The sequence below is a fragment of the Enterobacter sp. MGH120 genome (assembly GCF_001037725.1).
Taxonomy (GTDB): domain Bacteria; phylum Pseudomonadota; class Gammaproteobacteria; order Enterobacterales; family Enterobacteriaceae; genus Enterobacter; species Enterobacter hormaechei_C.
In genome coordinates, this window is record NZ_KQ089940.1 from 1,690,293 (window position 1) to 1,712,747 (window position 22,455).

At 57.1% G+C, this 22,455-nt stretch carries 24 protein-coding genes; 16 read left to right on the forward strand and 8 right to left on the reverse strand.

Annotated features, from left to right (window positions below):
- Positions 1-12 precede the first annotated feature (12 nt).
- On the forward strand, positions 13-351 hold the full coding sequence (glnB, locus tag SK54_RS08080) for a nitrogen regulatory protein P-II (protein ID WP_003860685.1): 339 nt from the start codon (positions 13-15) through the stop codon (positions 349-351).
- Between the two features lie 80 nt (positions 352-431).
- Here glnB and hmpA read toward each other — a convergent pair whose 3' ends face one another.
- Positions 432-1,622, reverse strand: coding sequence for an NO-inducible flavohemoprotein (hmpA, locus tag SK54_RS08085; RefSeq protein ID WP_017383546.1), 1,191 nt, complete (start codon positions 1,620-1,622; stop codon positions 432-434).
- A 304-nt stretch (positions 1,623-1,926) separates the two neighbouring features.
- Between hmpA and glyA the strand changes: the two genes are divergently transcribed.
- The gene (gene glyA / locus SK54_RS08095) at positions 1,927-3,180 is read left to right on the forward strand and encodes a serine hydroxymethyltransferase (RefSeq protein WP_003860678.1); all 1,254 of its coding nucleotides are present in this window, start codon (positions 1,927-1,929) and stop codon (positions 3,178-3,180) included.
- A gap of 53 nt (positions 3,181-3,233) precedes the next feature.
- Here the strand turns inward: glyA and SK54_RS08100 are convergent, their stop codons facing one another.
- Entirely contained in the window at positions 3,234-3,656 is a 423-nt protein-coding gene (locus SK54_RS08100) for a DoxX family protein (RefSeq protein WP_032649105.1), read from the reverse strand.
- Positions 3,657-3,828: 172 nt separating this feature from the next.
- On the opposite strand from SK54_RS08100, the gene SK54_RS08105 reads away from it, so the two are divergent.
- Positions 3,829-4,968, forward strand: coding sequence for a 3-phenylpropionate MFS transporter (locus tag SK54_RS08105; RefSeq protein ID WP_032649103.1), 1,140 nt, complete (start codon positions 3,829-3,831; stop codon positions 4,966-4,968).
- Here the strand turns inward: SK54_RS08105 and csiE are convergent, their stop codons facing one another.
- Entirely contained in the window at positions 4,969-6,246 is a 1,278-nt protein-coding gene (gene csiE, locus SK54_RS08110; RefSeq protein WP_015572154.1) for a stationary phase inducible protein CsiE, read from the reverse strand.
- Between the two features lie 125 nt (positions 6,247-6,371).
- Between csiE and SK54_RS08115 the strand changes: the two genes are divergently transcribed.
- Both SK54_RS08115 and SK54_RS08120 read left to right on the forward strand, forming a co-directional pair.
- Positions 6,372-7,010 carry a DUF1007 family protein gene (locus SK54_RS08115; RefSeq protein WP_017692913.1) on the forward strand — a complete coding sequence of 213 codons (639 nt, stop codon included), beginning with the start codon at positions 6,372-6,374 and terminating at the stop codon, positions 7,008-7,010.
- Positions 7,001-7,981, forward strand: a complete 981-nt coding sequence (locus SK54_RS08120; protein ID WP_048247022.1) for a nickel/cobalt transporter — start codon at positions 7,001-7,003, stop codon at positions 7,979-7,981. Before SK54_RS08115 ends, SK54_RS08120 begins: the two co-directional genes overlap by 10 nt.
- Before the next feature lie 61 nt (positions 7,982-8,042).
- Here the strand turns inward: SK54_RS08120 and suhB are convergent, their stop codons facing one another.
- On the reverse strand, positions 8,043-8,846 hold the full coding sequence (suhB, locus tag SK54_RS08125; protein WP_003860668.1) for an inositol-1-monophosphatase: 804 nt from the start codon (positions 8,844-8,846) through the stop codon (positions 8,043-8,045).
- Positions 8,847-8,978: 132 nt separating this feature from the next.
- Between suhB and trmJ the strand changes: the two genes are divergently transcribed.
- From trmJ to sseB, 11 genes are all read left to right on the forward strand, one after another.
- Positions 8,979-9,704, forward strand: a complete 726-nt coding sequence (gene trmJ, locus SK54_RS08130) for a tRNA (cytosine(32)/uridine(32)-2'-O)-methyltransferase TrmJ (RefSeq protein ID WP_015572157.1) — start codon at positions 8,979-8,981, stop codon at positions 9,702-9,704.
- Between the two features lie 236 nt (positions 9,705-9,940).
- Positions 9,941-10,432, forward strand: coding sequence for a Fe-S cluster assembly transcriptional regulator IscR (iscR, locus tag SK54_RS08135; protein ID WP_015572158.1), 492 nt, complete (start codon positions 9,941-9,943; stop codon positions 10,430-10,432).
- 117 nt (positions 10,433-10,549) lie between these two features.
- A complete protein-coding gene (gene iscS, locus SK54_RS08140; protein ID WP_003860663.1) occupies positions 10,550-11,764 on the forward strand; it encodes a cysteine desulfurase in 1,215 nt (404 codons plus the stop codon).
- Positions 11,765-11,788: 24 nt separating this feature from the next.
- Entirely contained in the window at positions 11,789-12,175 is a 387-nt protein-coding gene (iscU, locus tag SK54_RS08145; RefSeq protein ID WP_003860661.1) for a Fe-S cluster assembly scaffold IscU, read from the forward strand.
- Positions 12,176-12,188: 13 nt separating this feature from the next.
- Complete coding sequence (gene iscA, locus SK54_RS08150) at positions 12,189-12,512, forward strand: iron-sulfur cluster assembly protein IscA (RefSeq protein ID WP_003860659.1); 324 nt, start codon at positions 12,189-12,191, stop codon at positions 12,510-12,512.
- A gap of 76 nt (positions 12,513-12,588) precedes the next feature.
- Complete coding sequence (gene hscB / locus SK54_RS08155) at positions 12,589-13,104, forward strand: co-chaperone HscB (RefSeq protein ID WP_003860657.1); 516 nt, start codon at positions 12,589-12,591, stop codon at positions 13,102-13,104.
- A 14-nt stretch (positions 13,105-13,118) separates the two neighbouring features.
- A complete protein-coding gene (hscA, locus tag SK54_RS08160; RefSeq protein WP_015572159.1) occupies positions 13,119-14,969 on the forward strand; it encodes a Fe-S protein assembly chaperone HscA in 1,851 nt (616 codons plus the stop codon).
- Position 14,970: 1 nt separating this feature from the next.
- Positions 14,971-15,306, forward strand: a complete 336-nt coding sequence (gene fdx, locus SK54_RS08165) for an ISC system 2Fe-2S type ferredoxin (protein WP_003860652.1) — start codon at positions 14,971-14,973, stop codon at positions 15,304-15,306.
- A 1-nt stretch (position 15,307) separates the two neighbouring features.
- Complete coding sequence (gene iscX / locus SK54_RS08170; RefSeq protein WP_003860650.1) at positions 15,308-15,508, forward strand: Fe-S cluster assembly protein IscX; 201 nt, start codon at positions 15,308-15,310, stop codon at positions 15,506-15,508.
- Between the two features lie 61 nt (positions 15,509-15,569).
- The gene (gene pepB, locus SK54_RS08175) at positions 15,570-16,856 is read left to right on the forward strand and encodes an aminopeptidase PepB (protein ID WP_047736714.1); all 1,287 of its coding nucleotides are present in this window, start codon (positions 15,570-15,572) and stop codon (positions 16,854-16,856) included.
- Between the two features lie 141 nt (positions 16,857-16,997).
- Positions 16,998-17,774 (forward strand): enhanced serine sensitivity protein SseB, encoded by a 777-nt coding sequence (gene sseB / locus SK54_RS08180; protein ID WP_023325069.1) that lies wholly within the window; start codon positions 16,998-17,000, stop codon positions 17,772-17,774.
- 17 nt (positions 17,775-17,791) lie between these two features.
- On the opposite strand, the gene SK54_RS08185 is transcribed toward sseB, so the two are convergent.
- The 4 genes from SK54_RS08185 to SK54_RS08200 all read right to left on the reverse strand — a co-directional run bounded on the left by SK54_RS08185 (position 17,792) and on the right by SK54_RS08200 (position 22,421).
- Positions 17,792-18,562, reverse strand: coding sequence for a MurR/RpiR family transcriptional regulator (locus SK54_RS08185; RefSeq protein WP_017692918.1), 771 nt, complete (start codon positions 18,560-18,562; stop codon positions 17,792-17,794).
- Positions 18,562-19,407: a 3-mercaptopyruvate sulfurtransferase gene (gene sseA / locus SK54_RS08190; protein ID WP_039272090.1), complete on the reverse strand. Its 846-nt coding sequence runs from the start codon at positions 19,405-19,407 to the stop codon at positions 18,562-18,564. Before sseA ends, SK54_RS08185 begins: the two co-directional genes overlap by 1 nt.
- An 89-nt stretch (positions 19,408-19,496) precedes the next feature.
- A complete protein-coding gene (locus SK54_RS08195; protein ID WP_048247025.1) occupies positions 19,497-20,864 on the reverse strand; it encodes a 6-phospho-alpha-glucosidase in 1,368 nt (455 codons plus the stop codon).
- A gap of 12 nt (positions 20,865-20,876) precedes the next feature.
- Positions 20,877-22,421, reverse strand: a complete 1,545-nt coding sequence (locus SK54_RS08200; RefSeq protein ID WP_017692920.1) for a PTS transporter subunit EIIC — start codon at positions 22,419-22,421, stop codon at positions 20,877-20,879.
- Positions 22,422-22,455: the final 34 nt, after the last annotated feature.

The following is a 22,455-nucleotide window of genomic DNA, read 5'->3' on the forward strand; positions in this document are numbered from 1 at the left end:
TAAGGACCCACCATGAAAAAGATTGATGCGATTATTAAACCTTTCAAACTGGATGATGTACGTGAAGCGCTGGCAGAAGTAGGCATCACCGGGATGACCGTAACTGAAGTGAAAGGTTTTGGTCGTCAGAAGGGCCACACCGAGCTATACCGTGGCGCAGAGTACATGGTGGACTTTCTGCCGAAAGTGAAAATCGAGATCGTGGTGAGCGATGATATCGTCGATACCTGTGTGGATACCATCATCCGCACGGCGCAGACCGGTAAAATTGGCGACGGGAAAATCTTCGTCTTTGACGTGGCGCGCGTGATCCGTATCCGTACCGGCGAAGAAGACGACGCGGCGATTTAACATTCTTGCCGGGTGGCGCTGCGCGTACCCGGCCTACAAAACCCTTCGTAGGCCCGTGCAAGCGCAGCGCCGCCGGGCGATTACAGCACTTTATGCGGGCCGAAACATTCGTAATGAATGTTGTCTTTATTCACGCCCAGGTCTACCAGCTGCTTCGCGGCATACTGCATAAACGCTACTGGCCCACAAACGTAGAACTGCATCCCCGGTGCGCTGAACGCCCCTTCATGCTGCCCTAAATTCATCAGGCCTTCGCTGTCGAAACGAGCCGCTGCGCGGTCTGCCTCCGTCGGCAGGCGATACCAGGTATGCGCGGTGAAACGCGGCAGGGTCGCTCCGAGCGCTTTGACTTCATCCGCAAAGGCGTGCACATCACCGTTCTCCGCCGCGTGGAACCAGTTAACCTGCGCGCTGTGGTTTGCTTTCGCCAGCGTATCCAGCATCGCCAGCATTGGCGTCTGACCTACGCCTGCGGAGATCAACGTCACCGGGGTATTCGTTTCAACGGCCATAAAGAAATCGCCCGCCGGTGCCGCCAGATGGACCACGTCGCCCACGCTGGCTTCGTTATGCAGCCAGTTGGATACCTGACCGCCTTCCTCACGTTTAACCGCAATGCGATAGCCTTTGCCGTCTGGCTTGCGGGTCAGGGAGTACTGGCGAATCTCCTGGTGCGGGAAGCCTTCAGGCTTCAGCCAGACGCCCAGATACTGGCCCGGCTGGTAATCGGCAACCGGCTGACCGTCCACTGGCTCAAACTCAAAGCTGGTGATCAGTGCGCTGCGCGGGGTTTTCTCAACGATGCGGAAGGCGCGCGTGCCTTCCCAGCCGCCATTCTTGCTGGCGTTTTCACTGTAGATCTGCGCTTCACGGTTGATGAATACGTTTGCCAGCACGCCATAGGCCTTACCCCAGGCATCCAGTACTTCCTGGCCCGGGCTGAACATTTCGTCCAGGGTTGCCAGCAGGTGACTGCCGACGATGTTGTACTGCTCAGGTTTGATCTGGAAGCTGGTGTGCTTCTGGGCGATTTTTTCCACCGCAGGCAGCAGAGCCGGCAGGTTTTCGATGTTGCTGGCATAGGCGGCAATAGCGTTAAACAGCGCTTCGCGCTGATCGCCGTTACGCTGGTTGCTCATGTTGAAAATCTCTTTGAGCTCCGGGTTATGCGCGAACATGCGATCGTAGAAATGGGCGGTCAGTTTAGGACCCGTTTCAACCAGCAGGGGGATTGTGGCTTTCACGGTAGCGATGGTTTGGGCGTCGAGCATAGCAGCTTCCTTCTGATGTTACTTTAATGATGTATTTTAGATGCATCTTATAAAAATACCCCTGCAATGTAAATGGTTCTTTGCATCGTGAAAAATATGCATCACAAAGCTGAAAAGAAATCCGTTGAAAATGGCGAGAGCTTTATTGCTCAAACCCTTGCGTGGTGTGGAGGTAAACGTTTGCGTAAAATCGTTTGTCAAGACCTGTTATCGCAGAACTATTCAGTTATACTGTTGCCCGTCGTCCAACAGGACTGCCTTTTCAGGCCAAAAATTTACTTGTTAGCTGAGTCAGGAGATGCGGATGTTAAAGCGTGAAATGAACATTGCCGATTATGATGCCGAACTGTGGCAGGCTATGGAGCAGGAAAAAGTACGTCAGGAAGAGCACATCGAACTGATCGCCTCCGAAAACTACACTAGCCCGCGCGTGATGCAGGCGCAGGGTTCTCAGCTGACCAACAAATATGCTGAAGGTTATCCGGGCAAGCGCTACTACGGCGGTTGCGAATACGTTGATATCGTTGAGCAGCTGGCGATTGACCGTGCGAAAGAACTCTTTGGCGCTGACTACGCGAACGTCCAGCCGCACTCTGGCTCTCAGGCTAACTTCGCTGTTTACACCGCGCTGTTGCAGCCGGGCGATACCGTTCTGGGTATGAACCTGGCGCAGGGCGGCCACCTGACTCACGGCTCCCCGGTTAACTTCTCTGGCAAACTGTACAACATCATCCCTTACGGTATTGATGAGTCCGGAAAAATTGACTACGAGGACATGGCGAAGCAGGCCAAAGAGCACAAGCCGAAGATGATCATCGGTGGCTTCTCTGCTTACTCCGGCATCGTTGACTGGGCCAAAATGCGTGAAATCGCTGACAGCATCGGCGCGTACCTGTTCGTCGACATGGCGCACGTTGCCGGTCTGATTGCGGCAGGCGTTTACCCGAACCCGGTTCCACATGCGCACGTTGTGACCACCACCACCCACAAAACCCTGGCGGGTCCACGCGGTGGCCTGATCCTGGCGAAAGGCGGTGACGAAGAGCTGTACAAAAAGCTGAACTCCGCCGTGTTCCCAAGCGCCCAGGGCGGCCCGCTGATGCACGTTATCGCCGCGAAAGCCGTCGCGCTGAAAGAAGCGATGGAGCCAGAGTTCAAGGTTTATCAGCAGCAGGTTGCTAAAAACGCCAAAGCGATGGTGGAAGTGTTCCTGAACCGTGGCTACAAAGTGGTCTCTGGCGGGACTGAAAACCACCTGTTCCTGCTGGACCTGGTTGATAAGAACCTGACCGGTAAAGAAGCTGACGCAGCCCTCGGCCGCGCCAACATTACCGTCAACAAAAACAGCGTGCCAAACGATCCGAAGAGCCCGTTCGTGACTTCCGGTATCCGTATCGGTTCTCCGGCCGTAACTCGCCGTGGCTTTAAAGAAGCGGAAGTGAAAGAGCTGGCGGGCTGGATGTGTGACGTTCTGGACAACATCAATGACGACGCGGTTATCGAGCGCGTTAAAGGTAAAGTTCTGGACATCTGCGCACGCTTCCCGGTGTACGCATAATTCTCTGCGTCGCAGAACTGAAAAAGGCCGCTCATGCGGCCTTTTTTTATGGGCTAACGTCGGTCGAGGGAGATGGCCCCCGGCCCGGTAATCGCCAGCAAAATAAAGCCGCCAGCGATACTCACATTTTTGTAGAAGTTAATCATATTTGGCAGAACCGCATCGCCCGTCATATCCCAGTAGTGGTGACCAATCACCGCTGTTCCCAGCGTATAGAAGACAAAGATCACCGCGAGGGGGCGGGTGAAAAAGCCCAGCACGATCAGAATCGCGGCGGGGACTTCCATCACCACCGCAACAATGGCGGCCAGCATGGGCATGGGGGCGCCGAGCGACGTCATATACTGAACGGTGCCGCTAAACCCCGTCAGCTTGGGATAACCGAAAATAATAAACAGGACCACAATAGCAATGCGGGCAATTAAAAGCAGGAAAGAACGAGAGGAGCCGAAATCGAAATAACGTAAGCTGTTCATGGCAAACGACCTCTTCAGGCGATGTTCTTTAAACGTAATACAATTTTGCCGCTCTCGCCATACGCCGACCGGCTGTCCATGATGTTAATTTATCGTTAATTTATAGCGCGCTAACGACTTGCTAAAGTCAGGGATTAACGCCAGACTATCGCCTCCATTTCGGGAGGGATTCATGGTCTTGCATTCCACGCGCTGGCTGGCGCTCAGCTATTTCACCTATTTCTTTAGTTACGGTATTTTTTTGCCTTTCTGGAGCGTCTGGCTCAAGGGAATTGGTCTGACGCCTGAGACCATTGGCATCCTGCTGGGCGCGGGGCTGGTGGCACGTTTCCTGGGTAGCCTGCTGATTGCGCCCCGCGTCAGCGATCCCTCCTTACTGATTAAAGCGGTGCGAATTCTGGCCCTGCTGACGCTGGTCTTTGCGGCCTGCTTCTGGGTCAGCCATCAGTTTGCCTGGCTGATGGTGGTAATGGTTGGCTTTAATCTGTTCTTCTCCCCGCTGGTGCCGCTGACGGATGCCCTGGCGAACACCTGGCAAAAGCAGATCACCATGGACTATGGCCGCGTGCGCCTGTGGGGATCGATTGCCTTCGTGATCGGCTCTGCGCTGGTCGGGAAGCTGGTCAGCCTCTATGACTATCGTGCCATTCTGGCGCTGTTAACGCTCGGCATCGCCTCGATGCTGCTCGGTATGTTGCTGCGTCCGTCGGTAATGCCGCAGGGCGAAAGCCGCCATCAGGAGAGCGCCGGCTGGCCCGCCTGGCGCTCGCTGGTGGCGCAAAGCTGGCGTTTCCTGGCCTGCGTCTGTCTGCTCCAGGGGGCACATGCGGCCTATTACGGCTTCAGCGCCATCTACTGGCAGGGGGCGGGCTACTCGGCTTCTGCGGTAGGCTACCTGTGGTCGCTCGGCGTGGTGGCGGAGGTCATTATCTTCGCGCTGAGCCAAAAACTTTTCCGTCGTTTCGGGGCGCGTGACCTGCTGCTGCTTTCCGCCGTTTGCGGCGTGGTGCGCTGGGGCATCATGGGCTGGACGACTGAGCTGCCGTGGCTGATTGTGGCGCAAATTCTGCACTGCGGAACCTTCACCGTGTGCCATCTGGCGGCGATGCGCTACATCGCGGCGCGAGAGGGTGGGGACGTTATTCGTCTTCAGGCGGTCTATTCAGCGGTGGCGATGGGCGGCAGTATTGCGGTGATGACCGTATTTGCCGGTTTCCTCTATCAGCACCTGGGGCACAGTGTGTTCTGGGTGATGGCGCTGGTCGCTTTACCTGCCATCGTCATCCGCCCAAAGGTGGCTGCTCGCTCGTAACTATGATTCGAGCATAACGCGAATATGTTCCTGCTGCTGCGTGTTCAGGGCCTCAACGGCATGAATGAGCGGCGGCGAGAACAGCGGCAGGGCGGTTGGATAAGGCGTAATGACCAGCGCCGCCTCGCGGGGGGCGCCCTCCTTCTTAAACGCCTCCAGGCTAAGATAACGAATATTGAGCGGCAGCAGCGTCAGCTCGCGAAGCTGCTGCTCAATTAACGCTTCGCAGGCTTTATCTTCCCCCGTTAACAGGACCACCTGTTTTTCATGCAGGTCGGTCTCCTGCATCAGCCAGGCACCAAAAATCACCGCCACCAGAGCCATCTCTTCACCGGAGAATCGCAGACCAAATTCGGCTTCCAGCTCAAACAGCGCCTCTTTAGTGGTGCGCAGCAGCCGGGGGTATAAACGGTGGATCTCTTCCGGCAGGCTGTTGTCGATGCCGATGTCAAATAAGGAGCGGTCCAGCGCCTGAGCCAGATGAATATAAAGCTGATCGGTCAGCCCTTGCTCATCGCTGAAGTTCATCCCGGTTTGCGCCCGGAAACGGGCAATCATACGCACGATGGCGCGACGCAGGCGCTGATCCTGCTGGTGTTTATCCATCACCGGGTCGGGTGTGCGAAGCATCATAAACAGCAGTGCCAGGAACAGCTGTTCATCGCTGTGCGTTCCCTGCGGGACGCGCCGTTTCCAGTGGCGGACAATTTCCTGCGCCGTAAAGTATTCCCCTCGGGACTGCGTCCAGCTGCGCTGAACGGGCGAAAACTCTGGCGTATTGCCCAGATGATGCTGAATCAGACAATATTGCAGATAAAGCTGTAAAAACTGTACGTCGCGGGACTCAAACTGGCGCTGAAGCTTGCGCGCACAAAAGTTGATAAGCGCCCGAAGGTTCGCATCGTCATAAAGCGGGCGGGCAATGCCGTGCTGTTTAAGCGCGGTTTTTAAGGCAGGGGTAAACTGTTGGGCGACAAAATGTGGACAGAGCCGAAGCGCCCTGCGCAGCCAGTGCAGCAGGCACAAACGTTGATTCAGGGCGGAACCCTCAATTCGGTAGCAGCCATCATGGTGCGTGACAATATCAAGCCGATGATAGCGCTGGATTTCATCGCGCGTCTCGGCTATATCTTGCCGTGCCATGACGTCGTCCACGCCGTTGGCAGCGATTATGCTCTGTGCGGTGATGGCAGCATCGGGCAGGTAAAGCATCAAAAGCACCTGGCAGCGGCGCTGCGAACTGGAAAGCACAGATGGAATTTCAAGCGTCGTCATCATCTGTCGGGTATCCAGTGTGAATGTTTGATAAGAATAGCTAAAGGATGGGCGCTGAAAAGCGCACCGGCAGGCCTTTCACTCAGGATTGCTGGCGAACATCACAGAATTTTTGACGTGAGGAACAGATGCAAATAGTTAAACAAAGCGCGGTAGCGTTATTTTTGGCGGTTTTCACTTGTGCCGCCGGCGCACATCCTCACAGTTTTATCAGCCTGAAAACCGAACTGGTGACGGACGGCACGCAGCTCAGCGGCCTGAAAATGCGCTGGACGATGGATGAAATCACCTCCGCCGACCTGCTGTACGATGCCGGAAACGCAAAGCCCGGCGATGAGATCTGGAAAAAGCTGGCGGCGGAAGTGATGGCCAACGTGCTGGGTCAGCACTACTTCACCGAGTTCTGGCACAACGGACAAAAGGTGAAATTTCTCAACCGTCCCACGGTGTACGGTATGACCCGCGACGGACATCAGGCGGTGCTGACCTTTATACTTCCGCTGGCGCACCCTCAACCCCTGGCCGGGCAGAAGTACAGGTTTTCCACGTTTGACCCAACCTACTATGTCGATATGCGCTATGACAATGACAGCGACGTACGGCTGCCGGACGCGCTGCAAAAAAGCTGCAAAATTGCCGTGCACACCCCGAAACCCAGCGAAGAGATGCTGAACTTTGCCGTTTCTCTTGATAAAGAGGATGCGCCCCCCGAAGACATGGAGTTAGGTAAACAGTTTGCGCAGGAGGTGACGTTACAATGTCAGTGATCTCCTCTCCCGTCAGTAAGCCGCGTCGCTGGCTGCACCTCTGGCCTCTGGCGCTCTTTTTGTTGTTAGCGGTTGGCGGCGCGCTCTGGCTGTGGCAGGCATGGCCGCAGGTGATGATGAAAAGCATCCTCTGGCAGCGGGAAGTTAATCAGCAGATGAGCGGTCTGCTGAAAGCCGTGGCGGAAAATCCGACCAAAGCGGGCGGCGCTCTTCTGGCGTTCAGCTTTATCTATGGCGTGCTGCATGCCCTGGGACCGGGGCACGGCAAAATCGTCATCACGACCTGGCTTGCCACGCATCCGTCGAAGCTGAAATCGAGTATCGGCCTGACGCTGGCTTCTTCTTTACTTCAGGGCGGTGTGGCGATTGCGCTGGTCGTGGTCGTCCTTTCGCTGCTACAGCTGCCGGCCCGCCAGCTGCATATGAGCAGCTTCTGGCTGGAGAAGGGGAGTTACGCGCTGGTAGGCGTGCTGGGGCTGATCCTCTGCTGGCGGGCGCTGAAAAAATTGCGCGCGTTGCTGCGAAAACCAAAATTCAAATCCTTTACACCGCATCACGTTCACCATGAAAACTGCGGGTGCGGGCATCAGCATCTGCCGACGCAGGAACAATTACAGAACAGTGAGGACTGGCGTGCGCGCCTGATGATTGTTCTCTCAATGGGGATGCGTCCATGCTCGGGCGCAATCATGGTGCTGTTGTTCAGCAAAGTGACAGGCGTATTTGGCTGGGGCATGCTCTCGGCGCTGGCGATGGCGGCGGGAACGTCTCTGACGATCTCTTCGTTAGCCCTGCTGGTGCACAGCTTCCGTCAGCTGGCGGTAAAACTCAGCGGCAATAAAACGCCGGTATTGTGGCGACAGGTTGGCTGGACGACGCTGGCGCTGGCGGGCGGGGTGATTCTGCTGGTGGCTGCGGTCACGATGTGGATAAGCGCGGTGCCGGTGGGAAGGGGGTTGCGGCCTTTCTAGCCTTACCTGAGGCGTGTTGTAAGCCCGGTAAACGTAGCGCCACCGGGCTTAACAGACTGAATTAACGCTTCAGCGCATCGCTCAGTTCATCACGCATGTTTGCCAGCATGGCTTTAACAACGCGCGGGTTACCTGCAACGATGTTGCCGGTAGACATATAGTTATGGCCGCCGGTGAAGTCGCAAACAATCGCGCCAGCTTCACGAGCGATCAGCTCGCCCGCCGCAAAGTCCCACGGCTTCAGAGACAGCTCGAAGTAACCGTCAACGCGGCCGGTCGCCACGTAGGCCAGATCCAGTGCAGCAGAGCCAGTGCGACGGAAGTCCGCGCATTCGGTGAACAGCTTGCCCAGGATATTCATATAAGTGGTTGCGTGCTGCTTCGCCTTGAAAGGGAAGCCGGTCGCCAGAATCGTGCCGTCCAGATCGCGTGCATTGCTGCAACGCAGACGGTAGCCGTTCAGCTGCGCGCCCTGACCGCGGGTCGCGGTGAACAGTTCGTTACGCATTGGATCGTAAACAACGGCGACTTCAGTACGGCCTTTAATGCGTACTGCGATAGACACAGAGAAGTGTGGCAGGCGTTTGACGAAGTTGGTGGTGCCATCCAGTGGATCGATAACCCATTGAACATCCTGATCGGTACCTTCATGTTCACCGCTTTCTTCGGTGATGATGGTGTGCTGCGGGTAAGATTTGCGGATCGTTTCGATAATAATCGCTTCTGCGGCTTTATCTACGTTCGTCACGAAATCATTGCTGCCTTTCTGGCTGGTTTCTACGGAGTCTGGGGTTTCGTAGTGTTTGGCAATTACATTACCCGCCTTGCGCGCTGCGCGCACGGCGATGGTCAGCATCGGATGCATCGGTCTCTCTCACTGGATGTTAAAGAACAGGAAAATCGGCGCAGAGTATAGCAGCGGGATCGGATTATGTCTCTCGTTTATGATAATATGCCCGAATATTCTTCAGACACTGAATCCAGACATTTAAAAATTATGCTGCAAAACATTCGAATCGTGCTGGTCGAAACATCGCACACCGGCAACATGGGCTCTGTGGCCCGCGCTATGAAAACCATGGGCTTAACGAACCTGTGGCTGGTGAATCCGCTGGTGAAACCAGACTCTCAGGCTATTGCTCTGGCGGCCGGCGCCAGCGACGTGATCGGGAATGCGCAGATCGTGGACACCCTGGATGAAGCCCTGGCCGGTTGCAGCCTGGTGGTGGGGACCAGCGCGCGCTCCCGTACGCTGCCCTGGCCGATGCTGGACCCGCGCGAATGCGGCCTGAAAAGCATCTCAGAAGCGGAACAGGCGCCGGTTGCGCTGGTGTTTGGCCGTGAACGTGTTGGCCTGACCAACGAGGAATTACAGAAGTGCCACTATCACGTGGCGATTGCCGCCAATCCGGAATACAGCTCGCTGAATCTGGCGATGGCGGTGCAGGTGATCGCCTACGAAGTGCGCATGGCATGGCTGGCAACGCAGGAGAAACCGGTGGAACCTAAAGAAGAGACGGCCTACCCGCTGGTGGACGACCTCGAGCGCTTCTACGGTCATCTGGAGCAGACGCTGCTCTCAACCGGCTTTATCCGTGAAGGCCACCCGGGCCAGGTGATGAATAAGCTGCGCCGTATGTTCACCCGCGCGCGCCCGGAAAGCCAGGAGCTGAACATCCTGCGCGGGATTCTGGCGTCGATTGAGCAGAAGAATAAGGAATAGTGTCGTCTGTTCGCCGGGTGGCGCTGCGCTTACCCGACCTACAAAGCCCGTAGGCCCCTGCAAGCGCAGCGCCGCCGGGCAAAAAAAACGGCACAGAAGGTTAAATACCTGACTAAAACAGTCAAGTAAATAGTTGACCAATTTAGTCAGGAATGTCAGACTTGGCCCTGCTATGCAATACCCCCATTTTACAATAAAAAACCCCGGGCAGGGGCGAGTTTGAGGTTAAGTAAGACATGAGACTGACATCTAAAGGGCGTTATGCCGTGACCGCGATGCTGGACGTTGCGCTCAACTCCGAAGCGGGCCCGGTTCCGTTGGCTGATATTTCTGAACGACAAGGGATCTCCCTCTCTTACCTGGAACAGCTGTTCTCCAGACTGCGTAAAAATGGACTGGTGTCCAGCGTTCGTGGCCCGGGCGGCGGTTATCTGCTGGGTAAAGACGCGGGCAGTATTGCGGTTGGCGAAGTGATTAGCGCCGTTGACGAATCCGTCGACGCGACCCGTTGCCAGGGTAAAGGCGGCTGCCAGGGCGGCGATAAGTGCCTGACCCACGCGCTGTGGCGCGATCTGAGCGACCGTCTGACCGGCTTCCTGAACAACATCACCCTGGGTGAACTGGTGAATAACCAGGAAGTTCTGGACGTGTCGGGTCGTCAGCAAAGCCATGAATCACAGCGCAGCACCCGTTCGCAGGACGCCATCGACGTTAAACTGCGCGCGTAATTAAAAAGATAAGTATTCAGAATCAGGCCGGGGTGGTCACACCCCGCGTACTCGGTCGTACATCCAGCCGGTTGCCTGATTCCTTGCATTGAAGCGATGTACGGAGTTTATAGAGCAATGAAATTACCGATTTATCTCGATTACTCCGCAACCACGCCGGTGGACCCGCGTGTTGCCGAGAAAATGATGCAGTGTCTGACCCTGGACGGAAACTTTGGTAACCCAGCTTCCCGTTCTCACCGTTTTGGCTGGCATGCTGAAGAGGCGGTTGATATCGCCCGTAATCAGATTGCTGACCTGGTCGGTGCCGACCCGCGTGAAATTGTTTTCACCTCCGGCGCGACCGAATCCGACAACCTGGCGATCAAAGGTGCAGCCAACTTTTATCAGAAAAAAGGCAAGCACATCATCACCAGCAAAACCGAACACAAAGCCGTGCTGGACACCTGCCGTCAGCTGGAGCGTGAAGGGTTCGAAGTGACTTACCTGGCGCCGCAGAGCAACGGGATCATCGACCTGAAAGAGCTCGAAGCGGCCATGCGCGATGACACCATCCTGGTTTCCATCATGCACGTTAACAACGAAATCGGCGTTGTGCAGGACATCGCGACCATCGGCGAAATGTGCCGTGCGCGCGGCATCATCTACCACGTGGATGCGACCCAGAGCGTGGGCAAACTGCCTATCGACCTGAGCCAGCTGAAAGTGGACCTGATGTCCTTCTCCGGTCACAAAATCTATGGTCCGAAAGGTATCGGCGCGCTGTACGTTCGTCGTAAGCCACGTATCCGCATCGAAGCACAGATGCACGGCGGTGGTCACGAGCGCGGCATGCGTTCCGGTACGCTGCCTGTTCACCAGATCGTGGGCATGGGCGAAGCGTATCGCATCGCGAAAGAAGAGATGGAAACCGAGATGGCACGCCTGCGTACGCTGCGTAACCGTCTGTGGGACGGCGTGAAAGATATGGAAGAAGTGTATCTGAACGGCGATCTCGAGCAGGGCGCGCCAAACATCCTCAACGTCAGCTTCAACTATGTTGAAGGTGAATCGCTGATCATGGCGCTGAAAGACCTGGCGGTTTCTTCCGGTTCTGCCTGTACGTCTGCAAGCCTGGAGCCATCCTACGTGCTGCGCGCGCTGGGTATGACTGACGAACTGGCACACAGCTCTATCCGTTTCTCTTTAGGTCGTTTTACTACCGAAGAAGAGATTGACTACACCATCAAACTGGTTCGTAACTCCATTGGCCGTCTGCGCGACCTTTCTCCACTGTGGGAAATGTTCAAGCAGGGCGTGGATCTGAACAGCATTGAATGGTCACATCACTAATCGGTACATAAGGAGAATTCAATCATGGCATACAGCGAAAAAGTTATCGATCATTACGAGAACCCGCGCAACGTTGGCTCTTTTGACAACAGCGATGAATCTGTCGGTAGCGGTATGGTTGGCGCGCCAGCGTGTGGCGACGTGATGAAGTTGCAGATTAAAGTCAACAATGAAGGTATCATTGAAGACGCGCGCTTCAAGACCTACGGCTGCGGTTCTGCTATCGCTTCCAGCTCCCTGGTCACCGAATGGGTGAAGGGCAAGTCTCTGGACGAAGCACAGGCAATCAAGAACACGGATATTGCTGAAGAACTCGAACTGCCGCCGGTGAAAATTCACTGCTCAATTCTGGCAGAAGACGCGATCAAAGCCGCCATTGCGGATTACAAAAGCAAACGTGAAGCAAAATAATTGAGGTTTGAGTATGTCGATTACCCTTAGCGACAGCGCTGCCGCGCGAGTAAGCTCTTTTCTGGCGAACCGTGGTAAAGGCTTTGGCCTGCGACTGGGCGTACGTACCTCCGGCTGTTCTGGTATGGCTTACGTACTGGAGTTTGTTGATGAACCGGCGTCTGATGACACCGTGTTTGAAGACAAAGGCGTGAAGGTGGTGGTCGATGGCAAAAGCCTGCAATTTCTCAACGGCACTCAGCTGGACTTCGTAAAAGAAGGCCTGAACGAAGGGTTCAAATTCACGAACCCGAACGTCAAAGACGAGTGTGGTTGCGGCGAAAGCTTCCACGTTTAACCGCGCGTCATCCGAAACCCCACCGTGGCTTTGCTACGCGTGGGGTTTGTTCTAACAGGCTACCCCTGAGATTGTTATGGATTACTTCACTCTCTTCGGACTACCCGCTCAATACCCGATCGATCTCCAGGCGCTGACGGTCCGTTTTCAGGATCTCCAGCGTCAGTACCATCCGGATAAATTCGCCAGCGGGACGCAGGCAGAGCAGCTGGCTGCGGTATCACACTCCGCAACCATCAACCAGGCCTGGCAAACGCTACGTCATCCGCTGGCGCGTGCAGAATATCTGCTCTCGCTCCACGGTTTCGATCTGGCGAGCGAACAGCATACCGTGCGCGACACCGCCTTTCTGATGGAACAGCTGGAGCTGCGCGAAGAGCTGGATGAAATTGAACAGGCTAAAGACGAAGCACGCCTGGAAAGCTTTATCACGCGCGTAAAGGGCATGTTCGATACCCGCCATCAGCAGATGGTGGAGCAACTGAACAACGAGACCTGGGACGTGGCGGCAGACACTGTGCGCAAACTCCGTTTTCTCGATAAACTGCGAAGCAGTGCTGAACAACTCGAAGAAAAGCTGCTCGATTTTTAATTTCGGAAGCAATTATGGCCTTATTACAAATTAGTGAGCCAGGCTTAAGCGCCGCACCGCACCAGCGTCGTCTGGCGGTCGGTATTGACCTGGGCACCACCAATTCCCTCGTGGCGACCGTGCGCAGCGGCCAGGCGGAAACGCTGGCTGACGAGCAGGGCCGCCATCTGCTGCCTTCCGTGGTCCACTACCAGCAGCAGGGTCACGCGGTCGGGTTTGATGCCCGCGCTAACGCCGCGCGCGATCCGGCCAATACCATCAGCTCGGTTAAGCGCATGATGGGCCGCTCGCTGGCTGATATCCAGACCCGTTACCCGCATCTGCCGTATCAGCTACAGGCCAGTGAAAACGGCCTGCCGATGATCGCGACGTCTGCCGGTCTGCTGAACCCGATTCGCGTTTCCGCTGACATCCTCAAAGCGCTGGCGGCGCGCGCCACGGCGACGCTCGGCGGCGATCTCGACGGCGTGGTAATCACCGTTCCGGCCTACTTCGACGATGCACAGCGTCAGGGCACCAAAGACGCCGCGCGTCTGGCGGGCCTGCATGTGCTGCGTCTGCTGAACGAACCGACGGCGGCGGCCATTGCCTACGGCCTCGATTCCGGTCAGGAAGGGGTGATTGCGGTTTACGATCTCGGCGGCGGGACGTTTGATATCTCAATCCTGCGCCTGAGCCGCGGCGTGTTCGAAGTGCTGGCGACCGGCGGGGATTCCGCGCTCGGCGGCGATGACTTCGACCATCTGCTGGCAGACTACATCCGCGAGCAGGCGGGCATCAGCGATCGCAGCGATGCGCGCGTACAGCGTGAACTGCTGGATGCGGCCATCGACGCCAAAATCGCCCTGAGCGACGCGCAATCGGTCACGGTTAACGTTGCGGGCTGGCAGGGTGAGATCACCCGCAATCAGTTCAGCGAACTGATCGCGCCTCTGGTTAAGCGTACCCTGCTGGCCTGCCGTCGCGCATTGAAAGATGCGGGCGTGGAGGCCAGCGAGGTGCTGGAAGTGGTCATGGTTGGCGGCTCAACCCGCGTGCCGCTGGTGCGCGAGCGCGTGGGCGAATTCTTTGGCCGCACGCCGCTGACCTCTATCGACCCGGACAAAGTGGTTGCCGTGGGCGCCGCTATCCAGGCCGATATCCTGGTCGGCAACAAGCCGGACAGCGAAATGCTGCTGCTGGACGTCATCCCGCTGTCTCTGGGTTTAGAAACCATGGGCGGCCTGGTGGAGAAAGTCATTCCGCGTAACACCACCATTCCGGTGGCGCGCGCGCAGGAGTTTACTACCTTCAAAGACGGCCAGACTGCGATGTCCATCCACGTGATGCAGGGCGAGCGCGAGCTGGTGCAGGACTGCCGCTCTCTGGCGCGCTTTGCGCTGCGCGGCATTCCGGCGCTGCCGGCGGGAGGGGCGCATATTCGCGTTACCTTCCAGGTGGATGCGGACGGTCTGCTGAGCGTCACGGCGATGGAAAAATCGACCGGCGTGGAATCGTCCATCCAGGTGAAGCCGTCCTACGGCCTGACCGATGGCGAAATCGCCTCCATGATTCAGGACTCAATGAGTTACGCCGAGCAGGATGTGAAGGCGCGTATGCTGGCCGAACAAAAAGTGGAAGCCGCACGCGTGCTGGAAAGCCTGAACGGCGCGCTCGCTGCCGATGCCGCGCTGTTAAGCGCCGCTGAGCGCCAGGTGATTGACGACGCTGCCGCGCGCTTAAGCGCAGTCGCCGAAGGCAATGACGCTGACGCAATAGAAGAAGCCATTAAAAACGTTGATAAACAAACCCAGGACTTCGCTGCTCGCCGCATGGACAAATCTGTCCGCGTCGCGCTGAAAGGCCAGTCCGTGGACGAGGTTTAATATGCCAAAAATTGTAATTTTGCCTCATGCGGACCTCTGTCCGGATGGCGCTGTTCTGGAAGCGAAGACCGGTGAAACCATTCTCGATGTAGCCCTGCGTGCAGGTATCGAAGTGGAACACGCCTGTGAAAAATCCTGTGCCTGCACAACGTGCCACTGCATCGTGCGTGAAGGTTTCGACTCTCTTGCAGAGAGCACCGAAGACGAAGACGACATGCTGGACAAAGCATGGGGTCTGGAGCCCGACAGCCGCTTAAGCTGTCAGGCCGCGGTGACCGATGAAGATCTGGTCGTGGAGTTCCCACGTTACACCATCAACCACGCACGCGAGCATTGATATGGGACTGAAGTGGACAGACAGCCGTGAAATCGGCGAGGCGCTCTACGACGCGAACCCGGATCTCGATCCGAAGACCGTACGATTCACCGATATGCATCAGTGGATTTGCGATCTGGAAGATTTTGACGACGATCCAAACGCATCCAATGAAAAAATTCTGGAGGCGATTCTGTTAGTCTGGTTAGATGAAGCAGAATAGATAACATAAACGGGCTGCCTTCAGGCGGCCCGTTTGCTAGTTGCTAATAAGGATAAATAAAATGACCGAAGCGATGAAGATTACGCTCTCCACGCAGCCAGCCGACGCACGCTGGGGCGAAAAAGCCACCTACAGCATCAACAACGACGGTATTACCCTGCATCTGACGGGCAATGATGATTTGGGCCTGATCCAGCGCGCCGCGCGTAAAATTGACGGCCTTGGCATTAAGCATGTGTCGCTGGAAGGCGAAGGCTGGGACACCGACCGCAGCTGGGCGTTCTGGGCAGGCTACAAAGGGCCGAAAGGCACCCGCAAAATCGAGTGGGCGAACCTCGACGAAGCCGGTCAGAAAGAGCTGGAAAGCCGCCTGCAAATCATCGACTGGGTGCGCGACACCATCAACGCCCCGGCGGAAGAGTTAGGCCCTGAGCAGCTGGCGCAGCGCGCCGTCGACCTGCTGTGCGGCGTGGCGGGCGACAAGATGTCTTACCGCATCACCAAAGGTGAAGACCTGCGCGAGCAAAACTACATGGGCATTCACACCGTGGGCCGTGGCTCCGAGCGTCCTCCGGTCCTGCTGGCGCTGGATTACAACCCAACCGGCGATAAAGAAGCGCCGGTCTTTGCCTGTCTGGTCGGAAAAGGCATCACTTTCGACACCGGCGGCTACAGCCTGAAGCAGAGCGCGTTCATGGATTCCATGAAGTCCGACATGGGCGGTGCGGCCACCATTACCGGCGCGCTGGCGTTCGCCATCACCCGTGGCCTGAACAAGCGCGTGAAGCTCTACCTGTGCTGCGCGGACAACATGGTGAGCGGCAACGCCTTCAAGCTGGGCGACATCATTCGCTACCGCAACGGTAAAAACGTTGAGGTGATGAACACCGACGCCGAAGGCCGTCTGGTGCTGGCCGATGGCCTGATCGACGCCTCTGCGCAGAAGCCGGAGCTGATTATCGACATGGCAACCCTGACCGGCGCGGCGAAAACGGCGCTGGGTAACGACTATCACGCCCTGTTCAGCTTCGACGACAAGCTGGCCGCTCGCCTGCTGGCCAGCGCGGCGGCGGAAAACGAACCGTTCTGGCGTCTGCCGTTGGCCGAGTTCCACCGCAGCCAGCTGCCGTCTAACTTCGCCGAGCTGAACAACACCGCGAGCGCGGCGTACCCGGCGGGGGCAAGCACCGCAGCAGGCTTCCTGTCTCACTTCGTTGAGAACTACCATGAAGGCTGGCTGCACATTGACTGCTCCGCAACCTACCGTAAAGCGGCGGTTGAGCAGTGGTCTGCGGGTGCGACCGGTCTGGGCGTGCGTACCGTGGCGAACCTGCTGACGGCTGAGTGATCTTTTTTGCCGGGTAGCGCTACGCTTACGCGCGCCTTCGGAGTCATCGTATTGCCCGGCGGCGCTGCGCTTGCACGGGCCTACGGTTTTGTAGGCCGGGTCAGCGAAGCGCCACCCGGCGTTTTTTGAAGTAGCCAAACTATGTCAGAAACCAAAAACGAATTAGAAACCCTGCTGGAGCAGGCGGCGACCGAACCCGCCCACCGTCCGGCATTTTTCCGCACGCTGCTGGAATCCACCGTCTGGGTGCCGGGCACCGCGGCGGAAGGGGAGCAGGTTGTCGAAGACAGCGCGCTGGATCTGCTGCACTGGGAGAAAGACGACGGCACCTCGGTGATCCCGTTCTTTACTTCGCTCGAGGCCTTGCAGGAAGCGGTAGAAGACGAACAGGCGTTCGTGGTGATGCCGGTGCGCACGTTGTTCGAAATGACCCTGGGGCAGACGCTGTTCCTCAACGCCAAACTGCCGACCGGGAAAGAGTTTACTCCGCGCGAAATCAGCCACCTGATTGGTGACGAGGGCAACCCGCTCAGCACTCAGGAGGTGCTGGAAGGGGGCGAAACGCTGCTGCTGTCTGAAGTGGCCGAGCCGCCCGCGCAGATGATTGACTCCCTGACCACGCTGTTTAAAACTATCAAGCCGGTAAAACGCGCGTTCCTCTGCTCCATCAAAGAGAGCGCTGACGAAAAACCTGTTCTGCTGATAGGGATTGAGGCCGACGGCGATATCGACGAGATCATCCAGGCAGCGGGAAGCGTGGCAACCGACACCCTGCCGGGCGATGAGCCGATTGATATCTGTCAGGTGAAGAAAGGTGAGAAGGGGATCAGCCACTTTATTACCGAGCACATCACCCCGTTCTACGAGCGTCGCTGGGGCGGCTTCCTGCGCGATCTCAAGACCAACCGCATTATCTGATTACGGCGGGGTGACCTTCACCCCGTTGCTTCCAGCAGCAGTAAATCCATCAGCAGCACCAGATTCGACTCAAACGACGTTACCCCTGCGGCTTCGGCGGCGAAATGTACCGCTTCGTCATAGAGGGCAAAATGCACGTCCGCCATACCCGCCAGCGTATTGGCCGACGCGCGGGTAAACGCGACGATCGTCATGCCGACGTTTTTGGCGATCCGCGCTTTATCCAGTACCTGCTCCGTTTCGCCGCTGCGTGAAACGGCAATAAACACCTGATAGCGCGCGGCGTTGCTGAGAAAAATATTCCGGCTGTCTCCCGGCCCGGAGATGAACGCCGTTTTTCCCAGCACCTGCAACTTCTTGGTCAGGTACTCGGCAAAAAGGTACGAAAACCCGGCGCCGTAGAGAAAGAAGCTCTCTTTCTGGCGCAGCAGGCTGGCAAACTGCTGGCGTTTGTCCTGAGTGACCCACTGGAAGGTCTGCTGATAGTTGGCAACGAACCGGGTAAAAAGCCCGGGCATTTCCGCATGTTGCTCAGGCTGTACGGTGATATGCGGCGTGTCAGAAAGCAGCTGCTTGCAGTGCCAGATAAACTCGCTAAAGCCGCTAAACCCCAGCTTCTGACACAGCCGCATAATCGTCGCGGTAGAGACAAATGTCGCCTGCGCCAGCTCGCGCACCGTGATGTTGCCCACCAGCAATGGATGCTCAGTGAGGTGGGCGAGGACGCGATACTCCGCGCGGGTCAGCGACGATCCGCGCGTTAACAGCGTTGCCAGGCGGTTATCCATTATTTCGCCGGTTCAACCGGCAGATCGTCCCGTGCACCCCATTCACTCCAGGCGCCGTCGTACAGAGTCACGTCATTCGCGCCAAGGGTTGCCAGCGCCAGGATCACCACGCAGGCCGTCACGCCGGAGCCGCAGCTGGCAATAACCGGACGATGCAAATCCACGCCCTGACGTTCAAAAATGGCACGCAATTCATCGGTGGTTTTCAGCTCGCCTTCAAACACCAGATCGCCCCACGGCACGTTCAGCGCCCCCGGGATATGTCCTCGTTTCAGTCCCGGTCGCGGCTCGTCCGCTTCTGCGTTGAAACGTGGAGCGGGACGCGCATCGACGATTTGCGCCGTGTTTTCGTGGCTCACGACCAGCACGTCGGTCAGGCGCTTGACCACGTAAGCGTCAAACGTGGCATCAAATTCCCCTTCCGGCAGCGTGACGTCACCCTGCTGAAGCGGTAGTTCGTCGCGCTTCCAGCCTGCAAGTCCGCCCGCCAGAATCGATACCTTTTCCACGCCGAAGTTTTTCAGCATCCACCACGCTCGCGGCGCGGAAAACAGATTACCTTCATCGTAAACAACAAGATGTTTATCTTTGCTGATGCCCAGCTCGCGCATCGCCACGGAAAACGCTTCCGGGCGAGGCAGCATGTGCGGCAGGGGAGAGGTGTGATCGGAGAGGGCTTCGATATCAAAAAATACCGCGCCAGGCAGGTGCCCTGCACGGTATTCAGCGGGAACGTCACGATGCTCCTGGCCCGGAGGGGCCATGCGCGCGTCGATAATCTGAACTTCCGGGTCGTCGCCGTGCTCAATCAGCCAGTCGGCAGCGACAAAATATGAGGTGGACATGGTTGCCTCCATTCTTTTCCGTAAAAAAGGATTGTCGGTGTTTTTTCTGACACCGACAAGCTAACCACGTTCAACTCGCGAGCAAGCCCCTATTTTTTCACCGCTTCACCGTCCTGCCAGGCCTTTTGCAGCGCAGGCCAGTAGTCGCGGTTGGCTTCGATCATCTCATCCAGAATCGCTTTCGCGTGCTCCATGGTCGGCACGGTGCGGTTCAGAGTGAACGCCTGCAACGCTTTCTCGTAGCTGCCTTCGATGGTTGCCTCAACCAGCAGCTGTTCAGAGGCCAGCTGCTGTTGCAGGAGCGTCTGGTGGAACAGCGGTACCTGACCCACGCGGACAGGCTCCGGCCCTTCGGAGGTGATATAGGCAGGCACCTCCACCACCGCATCGTACGGCAGGTTGGTAATCGCCCCGCGGTTTTCCACCATCACCAGATGGCGTTGGCGCAGGTTGAACGCCAGTGAGCAGGCGACATCGACGATAAATTCGCCGTGAACACCTACGTGGAAGGCGTCCGGTAAAATTCCGGTGCGCTGGTACTCTTCGGCGGCGGCAAACAGCTTTTTCTCACGCCCGTTCATCACTTCGTTGGCGCGGGTATAGTCAGGGTTCTGATGCTCCACAATCTGGTTTGGCATCAGGTAGTACTGTAGATACGGGTTCGGCAGGTACTCCGGGAAGTTATCCATAATCGGCTTGATGTTGCGCCAGGTTTTCACCCACGACGGATCCGAGTGCTGCGGGTCGGTTTTCGCGGCATCTTCCGTCAGCAGGCCAAACTTCGCGATATGTTTACGCAGCTCCGGCAGCTTGTCCTCGCCGTCCACCCGCACGCGGGTAAACCAGCCGAAATGGTTGAGGCCAAAATAGTCCACCTCCAGTTTATGGCGATCCACGCCCAGAATGGCGCCCATATTGCGCATCGCGGCAACCGGCATATCGCAGATGTTCAGCACGCGTGCGTTGGGGCGCAGGCGACGCACGCCCTCAGCGACAATCGCCGCCGGGTTGGAGTAGTTCACGATCCACGCCTTTTCGTGCGCGTAGCGTTCCACCCGATCGATCAGCTCTACCATCGGCAGGATAGTACGCAGGCCATATGCCAGCCCGCCGGGTCCGCAGGTTTCCTGGCCGACCACCCCGTGGCGCAGCGGGATCTTTTCATCCTGCTCGCGCATTTTGTACTGTCCGACGCGCATCTGGGCAAAAACAAAATGCGCGCCGCTGAAGGCCACTTCTGGGTCGCTGGTGACGGTGAATTTGATGCTCTGGCTGTGGTCGCGAATAACCTTCTCCACCACGGGCGCAATGGTGTTCTGGCGCGCCTCGTCAATGTCATACAGGCGGATCTCTGCCAGAGGGAAATTATGCAGACGTACCATCAGGCTTTTCACAATACCTGGCGTGTAGGTGCTACCGCCGCCGGCAATCGACAGAATAAATGGGGGTGTAAACATCTTTAGCTCCTTTCAGAGAAACGTCTCAACGGCTTCTCGCATTTTTTTGACATGCAGCCCGTAGACCACCTGAACGTTGTTACCTTGTTTGATTATCCCTTTCGCGCCGGTCGCTTTCAGGCGCGGTTCATCGATGATAGCGACGTCCTTCACCGTGACGCGTAAGCGGGTGTAGCAGTTATCCACTACCTCTATATTTTCCCGACCGCCCAGACCCACCACGATGGATTCGCCCAGCTCGTCGTTATTGCCCTTCGCCTGGTACTCCTGCTTGCTGTAAAGGCGTGTCTCCTGGTCCTCATCTTCACGCCCCGGCGTTTTCATGTTGAAGCGCAGGATCAGGAAGCGGAATACCACGAAATAAAGGGCGAACATGATCAGCCCGACCACGATGTACATGGGCCAGTTGGACTTCTCCGTGCCGAGCGGCAGGTTGTAGAGGATGAAATCGATAATCCCGTTGGCGCCGATGGCGTGAACGCCAAACAGCGAGAACAGCATCATGCCGATGCCGGTCAGCACCGCATGCACCACGAACAGCAGCGGGGCGACGAACAGGAAGGAGAATTCAATCGGCTCGGTTACGCCGACCAGCAGCGAGGTCAGCGCCGCCGGGATCAGAATCGCTTTCGCAATCGCTTTACGCTCTGGCTTCGCGGTCATGTACATCGCCAGCGCGGCGGCAGGAAGGCCGAACATCTTGCTGATGCCGCGCGCATCCCACACCACGGTACTGCTGAGCTGCTTCACGTCCGGGCAGGCCATCTCGGCGAAGTAGATATTGCGCGCGCCCTGATAGGTTGCGCCACACACCTCCTGCGTACCGCCCAGTTCGGTATACAGGAACGGCGTATAGACCAGATGATGCAGGCCCGTCGGCACCAGAATGCGTTCAAGGAAACCGTAGATCGCCACGCCAAACGGACCGGACCCTTTGATCGCCAGCGCCAGAGCGCTTATTCCATGCTGTGCGTACGGCCAGAGTTCGCTCATGACCACGCCGAGCAGCATAGAGACAGGCAGCATCACAATCGCGACAAAGCAGTGACCGGAGTAAATCGCCATCGCGCCGTTAAACTGGACACCGGAATATTTGTTGTACAGATAACCGGAGAGCGCCCCGGTCAGGATCCCGGCGAAAACGCCCATCTCCAGCACCTGGACGCCCAGCACCATGCTTTGTCCGGCGGCTTTCATCTGTTCCGCAGGGGCCAGTTCTCCCTGAAGCTGTAACGTCACGTTCATCGCGTTAATGAATACGATAAAGGTCACCAGCCCAATCAACGCCGCGTAGCCTTTGTCTCGTGTTGCCAGTCCAATGGGGATCCCGACGGCAAACACCAGCGCCAGGTTGACCAGCACCGACACGGCAGATTTGGCGATCAGCTGGCCGACACTCTGGATCAGCGGGTGGCCGAGAAACGGCAGGTACTCGGCCAGATTGCCGTTACCCAGTACATTCCCGAAGGCGATAAACAGGCCGACGATGGGTAAGATAAGTACAGGTCCGTACAATGATTTTCCGAAATTTTGTAGGGCGTTCACGGCTCGTTTCATGGCTTTCTCTCTTATTGAACCGCGCACTCGGGGT